This window comes from Antarcticibacterium flavum, from assembly GCF_006159205.1.
GTDB classification, from domain to species: domain Bacteria; phylum Bacteroidota; class Bacteroidia; order Flavobacteriales; family Flavobacteriaceae; genus Gillisia; species Gillisia flava.
Genome location: NZ_CP040812.1, coordinates 402,906 through 423,956 on the forward strand (window position 1 = coordinate 402,906; position 21,051 = coordinate 423,956).

At 41.3% G+C, this 21,051-nt stretch carries 16 protein-coding genes; 6 read left to right on the plus strand and 10 right to left on the minus strand.

Features of this window, described 5'->3' with window-relative positions; genetic code table 11:
• Positions 1-31: 31 nt before the first annotated feature.
• From FHG64_RS01870 to FHG64_RS01885, 4 genes are read right to left on the minus strand one after another with little or no spacing between them, the layout of a single operon-like run.
• The gene (locus tag FHG64_RS01870) at positions 32-1,516 is read right to left on the minus strand and encodes an oligosaccharide flippase family protein (protein ID WP_139064822.1); all 1,485 of its coding nucleotides are present in this window, start codon (positions 1,514-1,516) and stop codon (positions 32-34) included.
• On the minus strand, positions 1,507-2,796 hold the full coding sequence (locus tag FHG64_RS01875) for a glycosyltransferase family 4 protein (protein WP_139064823.1): 1,290 nt from the start codon (positions 2,794-2,796) through the stop codon (positions 1,507-1,509). The genes FHG64_RS01870 and FHG64_RS01875 overlap by 10 nt, the downstream gene beginning before the upstream one ends.
• Before the next feature lie 21 nt (positions 2,797-2,817).
• Positions 2,818-5,250: a YfhO family protein gene (locus tag FHG64_RS01880; protein ID WP_139064824.1), complete on the minus strand. Its 2,433-nt coding sequence runs from the start codon at positions 5,248-5,250 to the stop codon at positions 2,818-2,820.
• A 27-nt stretch (positions 5,251-5,277) separates the two neighbouring features.
• Positions 5,278-5,553, minus strand: coding sequence for a DUF4834 family protein (locus FHG64_RS01885; RefSeq protein WP_139064825.1), 276 nt, complete (start codon positions 5,551-5,553; stop codon positions 5,278-5,280).
• A 109-nt stretch (positions 5,554-5,662) separates the two neighbouring features.
• On the opposite strand from FHG64_RS01885, the gene FHG64_RS01890 reads away from it, so the two are divergent.
• Positions 5,663-6,613 carry a transporter gene (locus tag FHG64_RS01890; RefSeq protein ID WP_139064826.1) on the plus strand — a complete coding sequence of 317 codons (951 nt, stop codon included), beginning with the start codon at positions 5,663-5,665 and terminating at the stop codon, positions 6,611-6,613.
• Between the two features lie 230 nt (positions 6,614-6,843).
• Here the strand turns inward: FHG64_RS01890 and FHG64_RS01895 are convergent, their stop codons facing one another.
• The 3 genes from FHG64_RS01895 to FHG64_RS01905 form a co-directional block, all read right to left on the minus strand.
• Entirely contained in the window at positions 6,844-8,103 is a 1,260-nt protein-coding gene (locus tag FHG64_RS01895) for an aminotransferase class I/II-fold pyridoxal phosphate-dependent enzyme (RefSeq protein WP_139064827.1), read from the minus strand.
• A gap of 140 nt (positions 8,104-8,243) precedes the next feature.
• Entirely contained in the window at positions 8,244-9,284 is a 1,041-nt protein-coding gene (locus FHG64_RS01900; protein ID WP_139064828.1) for a PLP-dependent cysteine synthase family protein, read from the minus strand.
• A gap of 97 nt (positions 9,285-9,381) precedes the next feature.
• Positions 9,382-11,484 (minus strand): S9 family peptidase, encoded by a 2,103-nt coding sequence (locus FHG64_RS01905; RefSeq protein WP_394344231.1) that lies wholly within the window; start codon positions 11,482-11,484, stop codon positions 9,382-9,384.
• Positions 11,485-11,592: 108 nt separating this feature from the next.
• On the opposite strand from FHG64_RS01905, the gene FHG64_RS01910 reads away from it, so the two are divergent.
• Positions 11,593-11,922: a YbaB/EbfC family nucleoid-associated protein gene (locus tag FHG64_RS01910; protein ID WP_139064829.1), complete on the plus strand. Its 330-nt coding sequence runs from the start codon at positions 11,593-11,595 to the stop codon at positions 11,920-11,922.
• Between the two features lie 294 nt (positions 11,923-12,216).
• On the opposite strand, the gene FHG64_RS01915 is transcribed toward FHG64_RS01910, so the two are convergent.
• Together FHG64_RS01915 and FHG64_RS01920 are read right to left on the minus strand one after the other, a co-directional pair.
• Positions 12,217-13,245: a threonine aldolase family protein gene (locus FHG64_RS01915; RefSeq protein WP_139064830.1), complete on the minus strand. Its 1,029-nt coding sequence runs from the start codon at positions 13,243-13,245 to the stop codon at positions 12,217-12,219.
• 38 nt (positions 13,246-13,283) lie between these two features.
• On the minus strand, positions 13,284-15,683 hold the full coding sequence (locus tag FHG64_RS01920) for a zinc-dependent metalloprotease (RefSeq protein WP_139064831.1): 2,400 nt from the start codon (positions 15,681-15,683) through the stop codon (positions 13,284-13,286).
• 98 nt (positions 15,684-15,781) lie between these two features.
• On the opposite strand from FHG64_RS01920, the gene prfB reads away from it, so the two are divergent.
• From prfB to FHG64_RS01940, 4 genes are all read left to right on the plus strand, one after another.
• Positions 15,782-16,880, plus strand: a protein-coding gene (gene prfB, locus FHG64_RS01925) for a peptide chain release factor 2 (RefSeq protein ID WP_139064832.1) whose coding sequence is annotated in 2 segments (ribosomal slippage) — positions 15,782-15,844 and positions 15,846-16,880 — 1,098 coding nt in all. Because the reading frame shifts where the segments join, the coding sequence is not laid out codon by codon here.
• Between the two features lie 62 nt (positions 16,881-16,942).
• Positions 16,943-17,284: an arsenate reductase (glutaredoxin) gene (arsC, locus tag FHG64_RS01930; RefSeq protein WP_139064833.1), complete on the plus strand. Its 342-nt coding sequence runs from the start codon at positions 16,943-16,945 to the stop codon at positions 17,282-17,284.
• Positions 17,285-17,305: 21 nt separating this feature from the next.
• Entirely contained in the window at positions 17,306-17,698 is a 393-nt protein-coding gene (locus tag FHG64_RS01935; protein ID WP_246054248.1) for a hypothetical protein, read from the plus strand.
• Between the two features lie 97 nt (positions 17,699-17,795).
• On the plus strand, positions 17,796-20,309 hold the full coding sequence (locus FHG64_RS01940; protein ID WP_139064834.1) for a TonB-dependent receptor domain-containing protein: 2,514 nt from the start codon (positions 17,796-17,798) through the stop codon (positions 20,307-20,309).
• Positions 20,310-20,793: 484 nt separating this feature from the next.
• Here the strand turns inward: FHG64_RS01940 and FHG64_RS01945 are convergent, their stop codons facing one another.
• Entirely contained in the window at positions 20,794-20,976 is a 183-nt protein-coding gene (locus tag FHG64_RS01945) for a hypothetical protein (RefSeq protein ID WP_139064835.1), read from the minus strand.
• Between the last annotated feature and the right edge of the window lie 75 nt (positions 20,977-21,051).

A 21,051-nucleotide genomic window follows, 5' to 3' on the forward strand; every position in this document is an offset into this window, starting at 1 on the left:
AGATCCCTACAGGTCGTATCGCAAGATCGCCTTAGGGATTTCCGCTTTTATGCGAAGAAGTTACTTTTGAATACATTCCTGAAACAAGGCCGGTAACATCACTGGAGAAACCAAAGCGTAAAGCCGCTCCCATATACACTATACTTACAAGTGCAGACTTTAAAATGATATTAATAATGGGGTGAAAGGGAAATTCCCAATAATAGAATCCTGCAGTAAGCACAGCAGTAAATAACAGGATGATCAACGTTTTTCGTGAGAAAGGATGCATTTTGAACTTTTGAAAAACCAGGAAGATCTTGGAGGTATTATATATTGAAAATGCAAGAAAAGTAGCCAGGGCCGCTCCAAAAATTCCTAATAAAGGAATGAAGATAAGATTAAATACAAATGCCAGAATCGCCAGGAATACACCAACTACCAGGACCAGCCGGTAATAATCTGAATTAAAAAGAATACTGTTATTATTCCCGAGCATATTATCATATAATTTCACAAGAGAGATCAACAGGACGATCATTGTGCTCATTTGATATTCTTCGGGGATGAGTTCGTAAAGCATATTTAGATTCACGATAATAAGGATAAAGATAAGGGCGCTTACCACGAGCAGGCTAAGAGAACTTCGTTTATAGAGGTCATCCAGCCCCTCTCTGTCCTTTTCATTAAGTAAATTCGCTGTAAGGGGATGCGTGATTTGGTGCATGGCCTTTTGAGGAACCGAAATGACCGTGGCGATGTAAACAGCGATTCCATAAACCGCCACCTCCCCAATTGGTAAATAATGCTCGATCATCACCTTATCAAGGTCCAGAAGTATCATAGCTACAGATCCTGCGATAAGGATAAGAGCAGAATATTTGAGAATAGAGGCTATATTATATGGAAGCGAAAAATTGAATTTTGGTTTATAAAGTGAGAAAGCATAAATCTGCATAGCTCCTGCCCTTAATAAAAATACCCCGGCCATCGCATAAACAAAATACTCTACCGAGAGCACCTCAAGAAAAACCAGGAACAATAATACAGTTATACATATCCTGTGAAAAACCTCTTTCATAAAATTCCCGAAAACACTGTGGTAATTCACTTTGCTCCAGGCAAAGAACACCTCAAAATATGCAGTGGCCACAGCGATCACGAAAATTAGCCAAACATAAGGCTGTACAAGTTCATTACCGCCTGAAAAATAATCCAGGAGCAGGGAATAACTAAAGAACCCCAGGAGCCCCAGCAACAGGGAAACCATTAAAGGCAAAACCAGGATAAGCGTTAAAAATTTATCTCTTGTCTCCCTGGTTTTATAGGAGGAATAGAATTTTACAAGGGTATTATGAACCCCGAAGGCCATTAATGGCCATATCAAATTTGCTGCTGAAAGCAGGAAGCTTATAAGGCCATAGTATTCTTTTTCCAGGAAATATGTAAACAGGAATAAGGTATTCACTGCTCCTATTCCAAACCCGAAATAGGTGGTCACCATATTTTTAAAAGACTGGTTTATTATTATTCCCATCCCACCTTTATTAATGATGCCATTTTTCCTGAAAGATTCCTGCGCGAATATGCCATTATATCTCTGGTGATCACCCCTTCTTCCCCTTGCTTATAATCTCTGTAAACTTTCAGAATTGCTTCTTTTAATATTTCACCATCTGTATAGCCAAACACCTTCCCGGCTCCTGTCTCCCCGAGGATCCTATTGACATCCCAATTTTCAGGGCCTACGGCTATAATTGGCCTCCCGGCTGCCAAATACTCAAAAACCTTCCCAGGAATAATACCCCGTGTCACTTCGCTGTTGATCTCTATAAGCAGGAGAAGTCGTGCCCTTTGTTGTAAGACAAGGGCTTGGTTATGGGTTACGTAATCCTTCAATTCAAGATTTTTTTCCAGGCCTGCGGTTTTAATTCCTTGAATCACTTCTTCACTTACCACTCCCGTCAGTTGCAGTTTAAGGTCTTCTTTAAAATTCTCATTTTCCTCCTTCAGCTCCCCCAGCACTTGCCAAAGGTTCAAAGGATTGCGCCCGGAAAGTAAAGAGCCAATATGGGAGATGGTAAAAGATTTATCCTGATCTACCGCATTTCTCCCGGTATCGTCAAATCCATTGGTGATCACAGTTACCGGTCGGGAAGTTTTTTGCCTGAATTCTTCAGCAGTGGTAAAACTGGTCGTTACGATTTGATCGGCACTTTTTAGCACCTCCAGTTCCAGTTCCTTATGCTTTCTGGCTGCCCTGCCGGTAAGTTTCAGTTTTTTATGATAGCCTATATTAGTCCAGGGATCACGGAAGTCGGCAATCCATTTCACTTTTAATTTCTTCTGAAGTTCCAGGCCTATAAGGTGCAGGCTATGCGGGGGACCGGTGGTTATTATCGTTTCTATATTATTCTTTTGAAGGTAATCCTTCAGAAAGCTTACAGATGGTTTCACCCATAGCACCCGGGCATCGGGAATGAATAAATTGCCCCTAATAAAAAGCATCATTTTCTGCAGCAGGCTTTGTTTATCCTCTTCAGCAATTATCCCTGAGCTTATGGTGGTAGTTTGTTTTCTGGAAAACAATTTCGAAACCGAATAAGGCTCCAGGATCTTTTGTTTAATCACTTCCACCCCATTGGGCACCTCCTGCTCCAACGAGGTATCCTGCAGCGGGTAATGAGGGTTTAAAGGAGTGTAGACAACAGGCTCCACGCCAAAGTCTGGTAAATATTTCACAAATTTAAGCCAGCGTTGCACGCCGGGACCACCGGCCGGAGGCCAGTAATATGTGATGATAAGGACTTTTCTCATTTATGTGGTGGTGCGATATGCCTAAACCTCTTCTTTGGTGTTTCGCTCCTTAAAGGTATAAAAAAGAGCGCCCAATAAAAGTAATCCCAATATTATTGAACTTGCCAGGGCAATCGAGCTACCTGTTTTCACAACCCCGGGTTCAAATTTGAAGGTAACAGTATTCTCTCCTGCAGGTATCATCATCGCCCGTAGGACATAATTGGCCCTAAAGTGTTCTGCAGCTTCCCCGTTGATGTAAGCCCTCCAGCCATTAGGATAGTATATCTCTGAAAACAGTACTAATTGATCGCTGCCTGCAGAGGTTTCATAAACCAGCTCATTAGGTTCCTGGCTTACAAGTTCTATACGAGCAGAAGGATCCCGGTTTACTTCAGATGGAACGAGGTTACTGAATTCACGGTTGATAATGGCAGTAGAGGATAGATCCTCCTCTCCCAGGCTTAGCATGGCATCATTGGCATCCTCCACCCATTTAATATTGGATACCGTCCAGGCATTGCCAAAGGCCTCAGGGTTTTGTTGTGCCCGGGGGCCTTCTTCAGTAGGAATGATAAAATACTTTACATTCAGCATATTCAGGATCTCCATATTGTTCTGCGAAATATAGAAATCATAAAGGTCCTGCATTCTTCCCGGCTTGGCAGCATGGTAGCCCCCAACTGAATTATGGAAGTATGATGTTCTTCCTGTATTAAACGGACTTTCAGCCACATCAAACACCCTATAATGCCCCTGGTCTTGCAGGATCTGTGCATCTGCAGTAGTTTGTTGAAATGGTTGTTTCATTTGTCTTGCAGCTACAAAATCATCGTTATTCACATACCTTCTGTCCACAGCAATAAGATCGGCGAGGATAAGTAGTGAAAAACCAAGCACCAGGAGGTTTTTACCTGCCTTTTGCTTAAGGTACATCCAGATCAAGGCGGCTGAAAGAATTACAAATATGAGGGAACGAACAGCATCTGTCGTGAAGATGGCTTTTCTGTCCTCTTTAAGTGCCCGCACAAAGCCGGCACCCATTTGTTCCATATAGATAGCATCATTCCCACCGCTAAAATTAAACAAGGTGTTCTTAAACAGCAGGAAAAGTACAGCCGTACCTCCGGTTATAATAGTAGCCCATTTCAAGGCAAATAGTTTTTCTTCATTTTTCACCACTTCATTGAACAGCCTGTAAAGCCCAACGACAGCCAGGATTGGCACACATAGTTCAATGATAACCTGGATGGAGGAAACCGCCCTAAATTTATTGTAAAGCGGCACAAAATCAATAAAGAACTCTGTAAGAAGTGGGAAATTCTTTCCCCATGAAAGCATAAGGGCCAGGATGCTACCACCAACAACCCACCACTTCAATCTACCTCTAATAAGGAAAAGTGCAAATACAAAAAGAAATAGAACTGTAGCTCCTATATAAGCCGGCGCGCCAACAAAAGGCTGGTCTCCCCAATAGGTTGGTGCATTTTGGGCAAAATCCATCGCCTGCATTGGTGAGGCTCCCATTTGCAGCAGCTGCTCATACATTGCGCTGTTCTCATCCAGTTTTTCTGAACTTGAACCTCCCATAAAGCGGGGAATAAACAAATTGAAGGATTCTACTATACCGTAGCTGTATTCAGTTATATAATCATAGGTGAGCCCGGCAGCAGGTTTCTCATTTCCCTGGGGGGTAATTGTCAAACCTGTATCCCCACGGGTACTAAAACCGGTATATTCCTGTGTGGCAAGCAAATTGGTTGCATTGGCACCAATGGCGAGAATCACGGCTCCCACCATAACCCCAAGCGCCTTGAAATAATGAGGCAACATATTCTTTCTTAGTGCATCTACCAGATAAGCAATCCCAAGAATAATTACCAGCAACAACAGGTAATAGGTCATCTGGAAGTGATTGGCTCCTATTTCCAGGGCCATGGCAACCGCCAGAAGCAAGAATCCAGCTATATATTTGCTGCGGAAACATAGTATTATCCCCGCCAGGACCATAGGCATGTAGGCAATGGCATGGGCCTTGGCATTATGTCCAACCCCCAGGATTATAATAAGGTATGTGGAAAAACCAAAAGCGATCGCCCCCAAAAAGGCTAGACGATAATCGAGTTTCAAAACCAGCATAAGAATATAAAAACCCAGAAAATACAGGAAAAGATAGTCGGCCGGGCGGGGCAGAAACCTGAGTACTGAATCGAGTTTCTTCACATAATTATGAGGATAATTCGCGCCCAGTTGATAGGTGGGCATACCTCCAAAAGCTGCGTCTGTCCAATAAGGTTCCTCTCCGGTCCTGGCTCTAAAGTCATTCTGTTGCTTTGCCATCCCGGTATACTGCACAATATCACTCTGGAAGATTTCCTTTCCCTGGAGTACAGGGTTAAAATATGCGAGGGAAAGAACTATGAAACCTAAAAGAATGAGAATATGGGGGAGAATACCTTTTAAAGACTTAATCATTGAGGTAGTATTTGTGAAGGTCGAAAATTAATCAATTTCTTCGTAATCGATGTACTCTCCCACATCTTTGTTGGATTTCCTGCCTTTTCCTGGCTTTTTTTCTATTACAACTTCTCCTTCTTTCTTTTTTGAAGCAGAAGGTGGAGCCTGGTTGAACTGTTCCTGGAATTTCTTTCCAATTTTTCCAAGGAAGTATTTGAGGATCATTGGCCCAAACCATTTGATGAAGAGCTTGAATCCAAAATAGATCAATAATATTATTAAAATGGTCTTTAAAATACCTTCAAAAGAAGCTGCGTACATTATTCTTCAGTTTGTGCAAAATTACTATTATGGGGAGACAATTGTAGTATAACCCTCCTAAAAAATTAATAAAATCTTCTATATTTGATGTTCTCTAACCACAGTACTTATGCGAAACCGCAAGATAATTCTCAGCTTTTTCAGCTTCATCGTAACCGGGCTTTTAACTGTGAGCGCGCAGTATACCGAAACAATCAACTCTAACAGGCCAGGAGCGTCCCAGGGGGCATTTTCTGTTGGAACAGGGGTTCTCCAGTTTGAGGCCGGGGGATATTTAGGAAACGATTATCATAACCTGCGAGCTACAGATACAGATATCCTTGGGGCAGATTATGCCATAAGATATGGCCTTTTCTTTGAAGCCCTGGAGATAAGCCTTATTGGTTCTTTTCAGGATGAAACCACAACTATTCAAATGGGTGCCAGGGACCGGGAGTTTAACCAGAGTAATTTTCGAACGAATACTTTAGGAGTAAAATATTTAATTTTTGACCCTTCCCGAAGCATAAGGCCAGACCAGCCAAACCTGTATAGCTGGAGGGCAAATCAACGTTTTAAGTGGAAAACCTTAATCCCGGCTGTTGCCGTATATGCAGGTGCAAACTTCACTTTTGGAGACAATCCTTATCTTTATGAAGGAGAGAATTCCATAAGTCCTAAATTCATTCTCTCTACCCAAAACAACTGGGCCGGAGGCTGGGTCTTTGTCACAAATTTAATACTCGATAAGGTATCTGAAGCAAACCCTACTTATGCCGGGATTTTCACCCTTACCCATGCGTTTACACCTCAATTTGCCGGTTTCCTGGAATATCAGGGTATAATAAGTAATATTTATGCCGATGATCTTGCACGTACCGGTGTGGCTTACCTTGTTGGTGACAACCTGCAATTTGATATCTCTGGCTTAATAAATTTCAAGAATACTCCTTCAAGATGGCAGGTAGCAGCCGGATTCTCTTACAGGTTTGACATGCATACCAAAGATGAAACCTTTGAAGACGAATTTGAAGGAGACAGGAATATTGGAGGAGGCAGGCCGGATACTTCGCAGCAATAGCGGAATAATATTCAGAAAATTGAGTCTGGACCGCTGCGCTGCTGGAATATAGAAGCCAGACTAAAAATAAGCTAAAAAAGAATTACACAACCTCTACTGCAAAGCCTTAAATTCTTCAGCTATTTTAGGTACAATACCATTCCGTGGGAGAGATTAAAATAAAATCCTTTTTATCCTAACAAAAAAAATCCGCCTTTACAGCGGATTTTCTAATATATATCACAAACAGATTACTCTCCATGTGAGGCAGCTACTGCTGCAGATAGTCTTTTGTATGTTCCGTTCTCAAGCCGTTCTCTAATGGATGAGAAGGCCTCAAGGGTTTCTTCAATATCTTCCATTGTATGGGTGGCTGTTGGGATCATTCTAAGCAGGATAAGTCCCTTAGGAATTACAGGATATACTACAATAGAACAGAAAACCCCATAGTTCTCACGAAGGTCTTTCACCAATGCCATGGCTTCTGGTATACTTCCCTGCAGGTAAACCGGGGTAACACAACTTTGTGTGGTACCAATATCAAATCCGCGGGATTTTAATCCGTTTTGCAAGGCGTTTACATTCTCCCACAACTTCGTCTTAAGCTCGGGCATGGTCCTTAACATATCCAGACGCTTAAGAGCACCAACTACCAATTGCATTTGCAAAGATTTGGCGAACATTTGAGATCTCAGGTTGTATTTGAGATAATCCATTATTTCTTTATCTCCCGCTATAAAAGCTCCTGTGCTGGCAAGAGATTTTGCGAAGGTTGCAAAATAAACATCGATCTCGTCCTGTACTCCCTGCTCTTCACCTGCTCCTGCTCCGGTTGCACCTAAAGTTCCAAATCCATGAGCATCATCTACGAATAGCCTGAAATTATATTTTTTCTTTAAAGCAGCAATTTCCTTCAATTTACCCTGCTCCCCTCGCATTCCAAAAACACCTTCAGAAATAAGTAGAATTCCACCTCCTGTTTGCTCACAAATCTTGGTAGCACGTTGAAGGTTCTTTTCTATACTTTCCAGGTCATTGTGCTTATAGGTAAAGCGCTGTCCTAAATGAAGACGCACCCCATCAATGATACAGGCATGGGCATCTACATCATACACGATCACATCACTTTTTGAAACCAGGGCATCGATAGTAGAGACCATCCCCTGGTACCCAAAATTAAGTAGGTAAGCTGCCTGCTTGTTTACAAAAGAAGCAAGCTCATCCTGCAACCTTTCGTGAAGGTCTGTATGACCGCTCATCATCCTGGCTCCCATAGGGTATGCAGATCCATATTCTGCAGCTGCTTCAGCATCTACTTTACGCACTTCAGGATGGTTCGCAAGTCCCAGGTAATCATTAATACTCCAGGTGATCACTTCCTTGCCGCGAAACTTCATTCTATTGGAGATAGGTCCTTCCAGTTTAGGGAAAACAAAATAACCTTCTGCCTGCTGTGCCCATTTACCCAGGGGCCCTTTATCCTTATATATTTTATCAAATAGATCTCTCATACATCTTTTATTAAAAGAGCTGCAAAAGTAAAAAAATACAACTCAATTCGACAATTTATTTAATTAACGTAACCTGTCTTCAAACAAAAGCATCCTTTAGGAGGATGCTTTGAGTTTATTATGTGATCGCAGTATCCATTTTAGTCCACAATTTCAACGGGTTGTGCCTCTGCCTGGTTCTTTGTATCAAAAAATCCCTGCTCTGCCATCCAGGTATCGCTATAGATCTTGCTCATATATCGGGATCCATGATCCGGGAAAATTACGACTACTTTGCTGTCCTTTTTAAATTCACCTGCTTCTGCCAGTTGTTTTATGCCCTGCATAGCTGCTCCACTTGTATAACCTACAAAAAGGCCTTCAGTCTTGGCCAACTCCCTTGCCGTGTGTGCACTTTCCTCATCTGTAACCTTGATGAATTTATCTATTACATCAAAGTCTGTTGCAGTGGGAATAAGATTTTTTCCCAAACCTTCTATGCGGTATGGGTAGATCTCATCTGTATCAAATTCTTTGGTCTCGTGGTATTTCTTGAGGACAGATCCAAAGGCGTCTATTCCTATGACTTTAATAGAAGGATTTTTTTCCTTTAGAAATCTTGCAGTACCAGAAATTGTTCCTCCTGTACCACTGCAGGCAACCAGATGGGTGATCTTTCCTTCTGTTTGCGCCCATATTTCCGGACCGGTGGAATGAAAATGAGCATCCATATTAAGCTCATTGAAATATTGGTTTATATATACAGACCCCTTTCTCTCCTGGTGCAGTTTCTTTGCAACTTCATAATAGGAACGTGGATCATCTGCAGCAACGTGAGCGGGGCAAACGTGGACCTTGGCTCCCATAGTGCGCAACATATCAATCTTATCTGGCGAGGATTTGGAACTTACTGCAAGGATACATTCATAGCCTTTGATGATACTAACCATAGCTATGCTAAAACCTGTATTACCAGATGTTGTTTCTATGATAGTATCTCCCGGTTTTAAAATTCCTTTACGCTCTGCTTCTTCTATAATATATAAGGCGATCCTGTCTTTGGTGGAGTGGCCGGGATTAAAGGCTTCTACTTTAGCAAAGAAGTCTCCTTTAAAGCCACTGGTGATGGAGTTTAAATGTATCAAGGGGGTTTTCCCTATCAATTGCAATACATTGTCATAAACCTGTATCTCTTCTTTCATAACTGAAGTTTTTCTGCAATTTCGGGTATGATAAAATTGCTTTAAAAGTTAAAACAATCTTAATTATATCTGGTCAAAGTTAAGGGAAATATTTTAATTATTCTGTTATTCCTTCTAAATCGAGTAAAAAAGCGTACTCCTCTGCCACCTCTTTCAGCGCTTCAAATCTACCTGAAGCTCCTCCATGGCCGGCATCCATATTGGTGTGAAAAAGAAGAATATTGCTATCGGTTTTCATCTCCCGCAGCTTAGCTACCCACTTGGCCGGTTCCCAGTATTGCACCTGGGAATCGTGGAGCCCGGTAGTGACCAGCATATGTGGATAATCCTGAGCCATTACATTGTCGTAAGGGGAATAGGATAACATATATTCAAAATACTCTTTATCATTAGGATTTCCCCATTCATCATATTCTCCGGTTGTAAGAGGAATGCTATCATCAAGCATGGTTGTGACCACGTCCACAAAGGGAACTGCCGCGATAATACCGTTATATAATTGCGGGGCCATGTTTGCCACTGCCCCCATCAACAATCCACCCGCAGAGCCACCCATTGCATATAGATGCTCTGCAGAGGTATATTTTTTAGAAATTAAATGCTTTGACACATCAATAAAATCGGTAAAGGTGTTCATTTTATTCATCAACTTTCCATCCTCATACCATTTTCTTCCAAGATACTCCCCTCCTCTTATATGGGCGATCGCATATATAAACCCGCGATCCAGGAGAGACAGCCGCGCACTGGAAAAATAAGGGTCTATCGTAGAACCATAGGAACCGTATGCGTACTGTAATAATGGGTTTTTTCCGTTTTTCTCAATACCTTTTCTGTAAATGAGAGAAACCGGCACTTTTGTACCGTCTTCAGCCGTAGCCCAAATCCTTTCTGTAGTATAATTGTCCTTATCAAATTCACCTCCCAAAACCTCCTGCTCCTTAAGTACATTCTTTTCCCGGGTTGTCATATTAAAATCAACTACAGATGTTGGCGTATTCAGGGAATTGTAGGTATACCTTAGAATATTGGTATCGAAATCTGGGTTAATGCTGGTATATGCAGTATAGGTCTCATTATCAAATGGCAGGTAATAACTCTCGCCTGTATCCCACCTGGTGATCTTTATTTTGTTAAGGCCGTTATGCCGCTCACTAAGTACCAAATAATCCTTGAAAATATCCAGGTCCTCCAAAAGGTGATCTTCCCTGTGGGGAACAACTTCTTCCCAGTTTTCGGCTTCCGTATGATCAACGCTGGTTTTCATTAATTTGAAATTCGTTGCACCGTCCTTATTTGTTAGAATATAGAAATGATCTTCATAATGGCTTATTCCATATTCAAGGCCCCGTATACGGCTTTGAAAAGGTTTAAAATCCTTTTCAGGAGTATTGGCATTAAGGATCCTGTATTCACTGGTGAGAGTACTACCGGAGCCTATAATAAGATACTTCCTTGATTTTGATTTATAGATATATGTATTGAAAGTTTCGTCCTTTTCCTCATAAACCAGCACATCATCTGCCGGGTCTGTACCAAGTATATGTTTGTATATTTGATTGGATCTGAGGGTTTGCTCATCCTTTTTGGTGTAAAAAAGAGTTTTATTATCATTTGCCCAGGTCGAGCCTCCTGTGGTGGTAAGGATCTTCTCAGGCAATATTTCCCCGGTTTCAAGATTCTTTATTTGGATCGTATATTTTCTACGGCTTAGAGTATCTACTCCAAAAGCAACAAGCTTATTATCGGGGCTTACATTAAGGCCACCAAGGCTGTAGTAGTCAAAACCTTCAGCCATTTCATTCACATTGAAGAGCACTTCTTCAGGAGCATCTAAGGTTTCTTTTTTTCGGGAATATACCGGGTAGTCCTTCCCTTTCTCAAAGCGGGTCAAATACCAGTAGCCATTCAGCTTATAAGGTACAGAGGAATCATCTTCCTTGATCCTGGCTCGCATTTCCTTAAATAAATTTTCCTGCAACTGCTTTGTATGAGCGGTCAAATATTCGTTATACTCATTTTCACTGTTCAGGTAATGGATCACATCAGGATTTTCCCTGTCGTTCATCCAATAATATTCATCCAGTCTAATCTTATCGTGAGCTGCCAGTTCCCTGGCTATTTTTTTTGCCTGTGGCGGGGTAACGTCTTTATTCAAAGGGGTAATAACTTTTTTCAAATCTGAAGAATTATGTGCGATCGCAAAGGTAAAGCTTCCAAAGAAAATAACTAATACTCTATTAATGTTTCGCAATAAGAAAAGGTAATTTAGTAAATTTGATTTTATTAAAATTTAAAAGGAAAAATTATGTTTGGAGATATGATGGGTATGATGAATAAACTCAGGGAAACCCAGGAAAAAGTTGAGGCAACAAAAGAGAGGTTAAAGACGGTAACACTTGAAGAAAAATCCAGTGATGGCCTGTTAAAGGTAACAATCACCGCTGCACGGGAGATAAAGAATATTTCTATTGCAGATGAACTCCTGGAGGATAAGGAGCAACTGGAAGATTATTTGGTGCTAACTTTAAATAAAGCCATTCAAAAGGCGTCTGACATTCACGAGGCAGAACTGGCTGCAGTAGCAAAGGATGGCATGCCCGATATCCCGGGGATGGATGAAATGCTGGGAAAGTAAAGTAGTATTGAGTATTGAGATATGAGTATTGAGATCGTTGCTGTCCGGAAATAGACTCTGGACCACTTCGCTGCTGGAATCTGGAATAGTAAAGTAGTATTGAGTATTGAGATATGAGTATTGAGATCGTTGCTGTCCGGAAATAGACTCTGGACCGCTTCGCTGCTAGAATCTGGAATCTAGACTGAAATAAATTGTTTTATTTGCGAGGTCAAATAAACTTACAATTCAAGAAAATCTCGAAGTTTAAAAAACCCTTCAGGAATTCCTAAAGGGTTTTTTAATTTTTGCTTTTTACAGCCGAATATTTTTAAGCACTTCCAGAAATCGTTGGTGCATTTCTTCTGAATAATCCAGGTGGGTCACAATCCTCAATTTACCCTGGCCCATATTGCTTATTCTTATATTCTGCTGCTTTAGCTGTTCCATAAAGGCAGCTTCATTTTTAGGGTTCTTGAGGTAGAAGATCACGATGTTGGTTTCCACTGGCTCTACCTCCCCAATAAATTCCTGCTTCTTAAGTGTTTGTCCAAGTTCTGAAGCTCTTCTATGATCATCTGCCAGCCGCTCCATGTGATTATCGAGTGCGTATATACCTGCAGCGGCCATGAAACCTACCTGTCTCATTCCACCTCCAAGAACTTTACGTACCCTCATAGCGTTTTTCATAATTTCCTTATCCCCTACTAATACAGTTCCTATAGGTGTCCCAAGACCTTTAGATAGACAAATGGAAATAGTGTCAAATATCTTTCCGTAGTCTTTGGGATCCTCCTTTTTCGCAACCAGGGCATTTACCAGCCGGGCACCATCCAGGTGTAGCCCAAGCCCGTGCTCATCACAAACCTTTCTTATCTTTCTTATTTCCTCAAAATCGTAACAGGCTCCCCCTCCCTTATTAGTGGTATTCTCAAGGCACACAAGCGTGGTTAGCGGACTGTGATAAAAATCTGGCGGATTGATATTTTCCTCCACCTGCCGCGCGGTTATCATCCCCCTGTCTCCATCGACGAGTTTACAGGAAACCCCGCTGTTAAAGGAAGCCCCTCCTCCCTCATAATTGTAAACATGGGCCCATTTATCACAAATTAGCTGATCTGCAGGCTGGGTGTGCAGTTTTATCGCCGCCTGGTTGGCCATACTCCCGGTAGGGAAGAACAGCGCTTCTTCTTTTCCGAACATCCTCGCCAGTTTCTCCTCCAGGGCATTTACCGTAGGGTCCTCTTTGTATACGTCATCTCCAACTTCGGCATTCATAATAGCCTCCAGCATTCCTTTGGTAGGTTTCGTTACGGTATCACTTCTTAAGTCTATCTCTTTCATTTCTATATTTTTCTGATATTTTTTCTGAATAATTCTTTTTAAAAATTTCCTATCGGGGAGCCATCGGGTATTTGTGGCGCTACCGGTAAAGCTTTAAATTCTGAAGGATCTTTCCTGAATTGGCTAATATCCTCCAAAAACTGCCTGTAGATCACGGGATTCTTTTTCCTGTTCTTTCTGAACCAATCTTCCAGCTCTACCAGTTTATAATTGGTAATCGCCTTCACCTGCGGGATCGCATCCTTGTGAACCGCCAAATTCATCAAATGCTGTAGCACATTATAATTTATAGAATTTTGAACTTCCTGTAAATACATATCCTCTTTTGTTGTCTGAATACTTTTTGCCAATAATTGATCTATAACCTCCGGAAGACCGGGAAGGCTTTGGTCAATCGCTTTTTGCTGTATAAGTCTTGCCGCTCTTTCGGGATTAAGAAGTAATCCAAGGGTCATATCACTGGCTGTGGCAGCAGCTCCCAGAGCATCAAAAGCCACTCCTGTATTGCTTTTAAAAGATTCCCGGGACCTTGAAAATCCAAATGCCCTTGGTGGAAAAAGTTTCAGCTTATCCCTTGGAATTGCCAGCTCCTGTGCATCCAAAGTGCGGAGTACTACCCTTAAAGCCTGTGTTTGGGCTTCGGCGTCCAGGGCTTCCACCACCGTCTCATTGTCCCCCTTCACGGCGTACCTATAATTAAGTCCGCCAATACGCTTAACGGCTGCTTCTGTTTGATACCTATGGAAAAAATATAGCGGGACGAAGACATCTTCAAGTACAGAGTAGGTCTCTCCCGTACGAATATTATCAATAGAAAAATTGGCTATAGCCTGTTTTCTTAGCTCAAGCACCCTTTCCAGTTCAAGGGAAGGGTTTTTGGAATTATCCCATAAATGAGCACCTGCGTGAGCTCCGCCGGTAGCCCTGGCATCACTGTCACTAATAAATTCAAGTCCCTTTTCCTGAGCTTCGAGAAGGGTAGTCCTTAGAAATTCTTCTTCAGTAGAACCCGCCGGTACAGGAGAATAAGAATATTTTACAGTGAATTTATCCCACTCCCCTATTCCACTGTCGTAAGCATTAGTAAGATCAACATTTCCATCTTTTAGGTTGATCATTGGGTGGGGGTAATCCATCACAGAGGAATTGTTATTTGTACTGGCAGCAAAATTATGGGTAAATCCAAGAGTATGCCCCACTTCGTGGGCAGAGAGCTGGCGAATCCTGGCAATTGCAAGATCCATCATTTCATTATAATTATCATCCCTTTCGGCAAATGGTTTATCGAGCAAAGCCTGTGCGATCATTAGGTCCTGGCGTATTCTTAAACTTCCAAGGCTCACATGACCTTTAATGATCTCTCCTGTTCTTGGGTCTACCACGCTCGCGCCATAGCTCCATCCCCTGGTAGACCTGTGTACCCATTGAATCACATTATAACGCACATCCAGTGGGTCTACATCTTCAGGAAGCATTTTAACCTGGTACGCATCCTTATAACCTATAGCTTCAAAGGCCTTCCCCCACCACTTTGCGCCCTCTAGAAGCGCAGTCCTTACGGGCTCGGGGGTGCCGGGATCCAGGTAATATATAATAGGTTCTACTGCCTCACTTATTTCAGCCCCGGGATCCTTTTTCTTTAACCTGTGCCTAATTATGAATTTCTTTTCAAGTGGTTCATAAACAGGGGTCGAATAATCATAATAGGACATTGAGATAGCTCCACTTCCCGGGGAGAAGCTTCTTTTCTCATAATTTTCATCTGGTAATTTCACAAAGGAGTGGTGAAGATTCACAGTAAGATTTTGAGCATTGGGTGCAACACTCCTTAAAGTCCCGCTTGCTGCCTCACCTTCAAAAGTGAGCATAGCCTCAAACTCCACATTTTCAGGAAATGCTTTCGTACGTGGGAGGTGCAGGGCACTCTTATTATTATTAATTTTAAAACTTCCGTGATTTCCCCTTTGCAGGCGGGAAGCAACCCCGTGGGCATCTTCCATTAAAAACGGGGTAAGATCAATAATATACTTCCCTTCGGTTTCCTCTTTAATTTCGAATCCATATAGTACAGAACGTGCAAAAGCTTCCTCGACGCTCTTTCTTTCAGCATCATTATCTGTTATGGCGCGGTATTTCATATTTGGCTGCACCAGCAACAGCTTTTTTCCGGCTTTTTCAAATCTCACAATAGCCTCATTTCCCAGTTGCCCCCTATCAAGTCCAATATCATTGGAACCAAGCCCTGTGGCAAGCGAAGGAACATATAGAAATTCATCATTGAGCCTTTCTACCTCCAGGTAGATCGCACCATCTTTTTCTGAATAATAAAAATTAAAATAACCTTCCTGTTTTACAAGATCTTCCTTGCTTTCCAGGAATTGTGATTGAGCGCTCATTATTATACTGAAAATAAGCGCGATAGAAAAAAGAGCCTTCATGTAGCGGAGTTTTAAGGAGCCTAAAACTATAAAATAAATGCAAAATAGTTTTCTAAAAGGGGGCTTTAATTCTATTTTTACGCAAATATTTATTGAAAATGATCAATACTGAACAAATAAAAGATCTTAAGGATCGCCTGGTTGCGTTAAGGAGGTATCTTTGACGTTGATGCCAAACAAATAGAAATCACCAATTTAGAGGAGAAAACCTATTCGCCTGACTTTTGGGACAATCCTAAAGAGGCAGAGGCATTGATGCGCGAGCTTAATTCTGAAAAAAAGTGGGTGGAAGATTATCTTAAAGGAGAAACCCTGGTAGAGGACCTCGAGGTACTTTATGAATTTTATAAAGAAAAGGAAGCAACAGAAGAGGATGTGGTTTCCCGTTATGAAGATGCGGTAGACCTCATAGAAGATCTGGAGTTCAAGAACATGCTTTCTGAAGAAGGCGACAGCTTAAGTGCGGTTCTACAGGTGACAGCAGGTGCAGGTGGGACAGAAAGTTGTGACTGGGCAGAGATGCTTATGCGCATGTATTTGCGATGGGCAGAGAATAAGGGGTTTAAAGTTAGAGAACTCAATTACCAGGCAGGTGAAGTCGCAGGAATAAAAACCGTTACCATTGAAATTGAAGGAGAATACTCCTTTGGCTGGTTAAAAGGTGAGAACGGGGTCCACAGGTTGGTGCGAATTTCCCCTTTTGACAGCAATGCAAAACGACATACTTCCTTTGCTTCAGTGTATGTTTATCCACTGGCAGATGATACTATTGAAATAGAGATCAACCCTGCAGATATTTCATGGGAAACCATGAGATCATCTGGTGCAGGAGGGCAAAATGTAAATAAAGTTGAAACTGCAGTCCGCCTTCGTCACGCCCCCACGGGGATCGTTGTAGAGAATTCTGAAACAAGATCACAGCTGGAAAACAAAACTAAGGCCATGCAACTGCTTAAGAGCCAGCTGTATGAAATAGAACTTCAAAAGCAGCAGGCACAGCGCCGGGAAATAGAGGATTCCAAAATGAAGATAGAATGGGGTTCCCAAATAAGGAATTATGTGATGCACCCTTACAAACTGGTTAAAGATGTTCGCACCGCTGCAGAGATAGGTAATGTGGAAGCCGTTATGGATGGGGAGATCGATAAATTCCTTAAGGCCTATCTTATGATGATGGGACAAAGGAATGATGATTGATTAGGGACTTAAAAGTTTTTGAAACTTAATTTTATTGTGTATTTTATAGTAAAAGAAATTCAATGATAACGATCTACCACAACCCCCGCTGCAGAAAATCAAGAGAAGGCCTGGAGATCTTAGAGAAATCTGGCCAGAAATTTGAAACCAGAGAATATTTAAAGGAACCTCTCACTGAAGCCGAACTGGACACCCTTATATCCAAACTTCAAATAGCACCGGTACAACTAGTGCGAAGGAATGAAAGTATTTGGAAAGAAAACTATAAGGATCGGGACCTTAGTGACCGGGAATTGGTCGCAATAATGGCAGAAAATCCCAAGCTTATTGAACGACCAATAGTAGAGAAAAATGATAAGGCTGTCATTGGCAGGCCTCCCTCAAATATTGAAAAAATTTTATAAATTAGGAACCCGAAAGATCCTATGATGAAAAAAGAAAGCAGGATATTACTTCTAGGTCTGGCTGCAATTACAGTTGGAGGCTTTGTGTATTCCCAAATTTATATTCACGAGCAAAGCAGAAGGGAAATTAAAGAAATAGCCAATGAGCTAGCACTTGCATGGCAGGAGAAGCTTGATCTTACACTTGAGCAAAAACTAAGGCTTGAAGATCTTATTATTACATATACCATAAGGAAAAACGCCATTATAAATGATAGTATCCCGGAGTACAGGAAGATACAGAAGCTTAAAAAGGTGCAGGTAAAGGAACACCGAAACCTTAAAAAGATCCTTAGTGATTCCCAGTTCAATGCCTATGTTGGAATAAATAAAAAAATTCCGGATACAATTATTGATTCAGTTTCAGCTTCTTAGGCAGGAAAACATAGCAAAACCCCAGTCTTTAACGGTTTTTTAACGATTGTGATTTAAACCTTTGGGTTAAAAATGGGTCTAACACCAAAAACGTGTTATGATTAATAAGTTCCTTCCCATCAGCTTCCTGCTGATTTTATTTTTTACCCTTCCCCTTAATTCCTTTGCTCAATCCAGTGAGTACACTATTTCCGGTAAGGTTATAGATGACGATATGGGGGTGCCGCTTGAATATGCTACCATTTCCATAACCAAACCCAATGATCCCGAATACCTTGATGGCGGGGTTACAGATCTTGAGGGAAACTTTGCCCTTAAAGTAGGACCGGGTACATATAATATTACAATTGAATATATCTCCTTTGAACCAAAGCGTTTTAACAATCGGCAGGTAAACGCAGATCTTAACCTGGGAACCATCGAATTGGGAATAAGCCAGGACAGCCTGGATGAGGTTGTGGTTGTTGCTGAAACTACAGAGGTGGAAGTACGACTCGATAAAAAGATCTATAATATTGGAAAAGACCTTACCACTGCAGGAGGAACCGTGGCCGATGCCCTTAACAATGTACCATCTGTAGCCGTAGATGTTGAAGGAGGAATAAGCTTGAGAGGTAATGATAATGTAAGAATACTTATTAATGGAAAACCATCTGCAATGGCTGGTTTTGGATCTACAGATGTACTCGCACAATTACCGGCAGAAGCCATTGAGCGGGTTGAAGTTATCACTTCTCCCTCTGCCCGTTATGATGCTGAAGGAACTGCAGGTATCTTAAATATTATCCTTCGAAAGGAAAAGACATTAGGTTTTAACGGTTCCCTTACTGCCAACGCAGGGTATCCCGATAATGCAGGGATCTCTGCCAATGTAAACCTAAGAACAGATAAATTCAATATTTTTAATACTACAGGTTTCCGCTATTTTGATGCACCGGGAAATAACTGGAGTGATACCCGCTACAGGCCCAGACGAAACAGTGAAGGTGAACTTGTAGACCCGGAATTTGACAGGATCTATGAAAGAAGGATCGTAAACAGGTTAAACCGAAACTTCAACACCAATTTTGGAGTTGAGTATTACCTAAACGATCAATCCTCCCTAACGGCCAGTATCTTCTATAGATACGGGGAAGATGAAGATATCACTACCAACAATAGTGACAGGTATAGAAGCGGCTCACTTGTGGAACAAACCCTTCGTAGGGAGCTGGAAACAGAAAAGGATAACAGGTATCAATTCTCTGTGAATTACATTAACCGCTTTAATGATAAAGGTCACCAGCTTACCGCCGATATCCAGATAGGAAAAGGGAATGAAGTTGGAACAGGATTTATCACAGAGAACCAAACCTTTAGTAGAGAGAATATTGAAAGAAACTTTATAGAAGAAACAATTGCCCAAACCGAGGATGAAACAGAATATCTTATCCAGGCAGATTATGTTCTTCCAATAGGCGAAAATTCACAGTTTGAAGCCGGTTTTAGAGGAGAGTTTGAAAATACTGTAACAGATTATGAACTCCTTTTTGATGGGGAGGTAAATGAAAGATTAACAAACGTTTTTGATTATACAGAAAATGTGAATGCACTGTATTCACAGTATGGTACCAAATTCGGAGATTTTTCTTTCCTTTTGGGCTTGAGGCTTGAAAACACCCAGTTAAAAGGAAATATAGATTCCAGGTTAACAGATGAGGAGCTTAGAGAAGAATTCGGTTTTACAATTGATACAGATTTCGATAATAACTACCTGGGCTTATTTCCAACAGTCAATCTTATTTATGAAATAGGAGACCAGGAAAACATTACACTTGGATATAACCGAAGGATCAACAGACCACGTGGATGGTTCATCAACCCTTTCCCTTCAAGATCAAGTAGAACAAATGTATTCCAGGGTAATCCAAATCTAAGGCCCGCTTTTGCAAATGCGTGGGACCTGGGTTATCTTAAAAGATGGGGGAAATTGACTTTTACCTCCTCTGTATACTATCAGCTTGAGACAGATGCCTTCCAAAGGATCGAAGAGTTTACAGGTGCGGTTACCCCTGGAGATGAAATTCCTATTACCAGGACAATCCCGGTAAACCTTGCAACAAATGAAAGAATTGGTGGAGAACTTGGTTTCTTATACAACCCGGCAAGTTGGTTACGTCTTAATGGTAGCTTTAACTTTTTCCAGTTCAATACTGAAGGGGAATTTGAAGGACAGGATTATAGCGTTCAAAATACCAGCTGGTTTGGAAGATTTAGCTCCAAGGTTTCTTTACCCGCAAGTATAGAATGGCAAACCAATGCATTCTACAGGGGACCATCAGATGACGTACAGGGAAGACAGGAAGGAATTCTTTCTATTGACCTGGCATTGAGTAAAGATATTTTTAACGATAATGCGACAATTTCCTTTAACGTAAGAGACCTTTTGAATTCCAGGAAAAGACGTTCCTTTACATCTACAGAATTTTTTGATAGAGATAGTGAATTCCAGTGGAGAGAGCGCTCTTTCAACCTTTCCCTTGTATATAGGTTCAACCAGCAAAAAAGAGAGCAGGACCGCAGGAATCGCCAACAGGATAGCGGGGATATGGACGGAGATTTCGAGGGATAACCACAATCCAACAGAATCAATCATATTATGGCTGCCTATTTTGGCAGCCATATTTATTTAGACATTTCCCTTTCCCGCTTTAGAATTAAAAATCATTGGTGTCCGATTAATAAAATCTGAATTTCCGTTTAGCCTTGCTATGTATAGTCTGGAGGTCATATCAACCTCAACATGGGGATGGTTTTGAATCTAAAATAGTTTAGGAAAATCCACGGTTTTTAGAGGTGGGTAAAGCGATGTTTTCCATTGAAGTAAATTTTAGTCCAGGTTCTATATTCTAGCAGCGGAAGCGGTCCAGACTCTTTAACCCGACAATAATGAGTTAAAAATGATAATTTTACATTGGGATAAAGTAGAATTTACTGAAGGAATCCCTACATGAAAAAAGTCGCCCTAACTGGCGACTTTTTTATTTTATATTGTACCGGCTATCCGGGGATATATGCCTTATTTAAGAAAACCTGTTTTACCAGTTGGCAAGAGTCTATTGAAGCTTTTTGGCTTCCTTTTGACGTTTTCTCTTTTCCTTGTATTCTTTCATTGTTTCTGCGATGGATCCTCCAATCCAGTAAGGAAGAATAGCCATTAAGAATATCATAAGCCAAAATCCCATCGTTAGGATAACAAGAAAGGCTATGAAGCCAAGGTATTGATCAAATTCGAACATAGTTTCTAAGGATTTTCAAAGTGTAGCAAAGATAGCAACTCTTAAATTTATGTGCCAATTAAATTTAAAATTTTC

What these genes read in the sequence shown, in the direction of transcription:
- FHG64_RS01870 (WP_139064822.1), bottom strand. Translation starts at nt 1,516, where the DNA reads ATGGGAATAATAATAAACCAGTCTTTTAAAAATATGGTGACCACCTAT.
- FHG64_RS01875 (WP_139064823.1), bottom strand. Translation starts at nt 2,796, where the DNA reads ATGAGAAAAGTCCTTATCATCACATATTACTGGCCTCCGGCCGGTGGT.
- FHG64_RS01880 (WP_139064824.1), bottom strand. Translation starts at nt 5,250, where the DNA reads ATGATTAAGTCTTTAAAAGGTATTCTCCCCCATATTCTCATTCTTTTA.
- FHG64_RS01885 (WP_139064825.1), bottom strand. Translation starts at nt 5,553, where the DNA reads ATGTACGCAGCTTCTTTTGAAGGTATTTTAAAGACCATTTTAATAATA.
- FHG64_RS01890 (WP_139064826.1), top strand. Translation starts at nt 5,663, where the DNA reads ATGCGAAACCGCAAGATAATTCTCAGCTTTTTCAGCTTCATCGTAACC.
- FHG64_RS01895 (WP_139064827.1), bottom strand. Translation starts at nt 8,103, where the DNA reads ATGAGAGATCTATTTGATAAAATATATAAGGATAAAGGGCCCCTGGGT.
- FHG64_RS01900 (WP_139064828.1), bottom strand. Translation starts at nt 9,284, where the DNA reads ATGAAAGAAGAGATACAGGTTTATGACAATGTATTGCAATTGATAGGG.
- FHG64_RS01910 (WP_139064829.1), top strand. Translation starts at nt 11,593, where the DNA reads ATGTTTGGAGATATGATGGGTATGATGAATAAACTCAGGGAAACCCAG.
- FHG64_RS01915 (WP_139064830.1), bottom strand. Translation starts at nt 13,245, where the DNA reads ATGAAAGAGATAGACTTAAGAAGTGATACCGTAACGAAACCTACCAAA.
- FHG64_RS01920 (WP_139064831.1), bottom strand. Translation starts at nt 15,683, where the DNA reads ATGAAGGCTCTTTTTTCTATCGCGCTTATTTTCAGTATAATAATGAGC.
- arsC (WP_139064833.1), top strand. Translation starts at nt 16,943, where the DNA reads ATGATAACGATCTACCACAACCCCCGCTGCAGAAAATCAAGAGAAGGC.
- FHG64_RS01935 (WP_246054248.1), top strand. Translation starts at nt 17,306, where the DNA reads ATGATGAAAAAAGAAAGCAGGATATTACTTCTAGGTCTGGCTGCAATT.
- FHG64_RS01940 (WP_139064834.1), top strand. Translation starts at nt 17,796, where the DNA reads ATGATTAATAAGTTCCTTCCCATCAGCTTCCTGCTGATTTTATTTTTT.
- FHG64_RS01945 (WP_139064835.1), bottom strand. Translation starts at nt 20,976, where the DNA reads ATGTTCGAATTTGATCAATACCTTGGCTTCATAGCCTTTCTTGTTATC.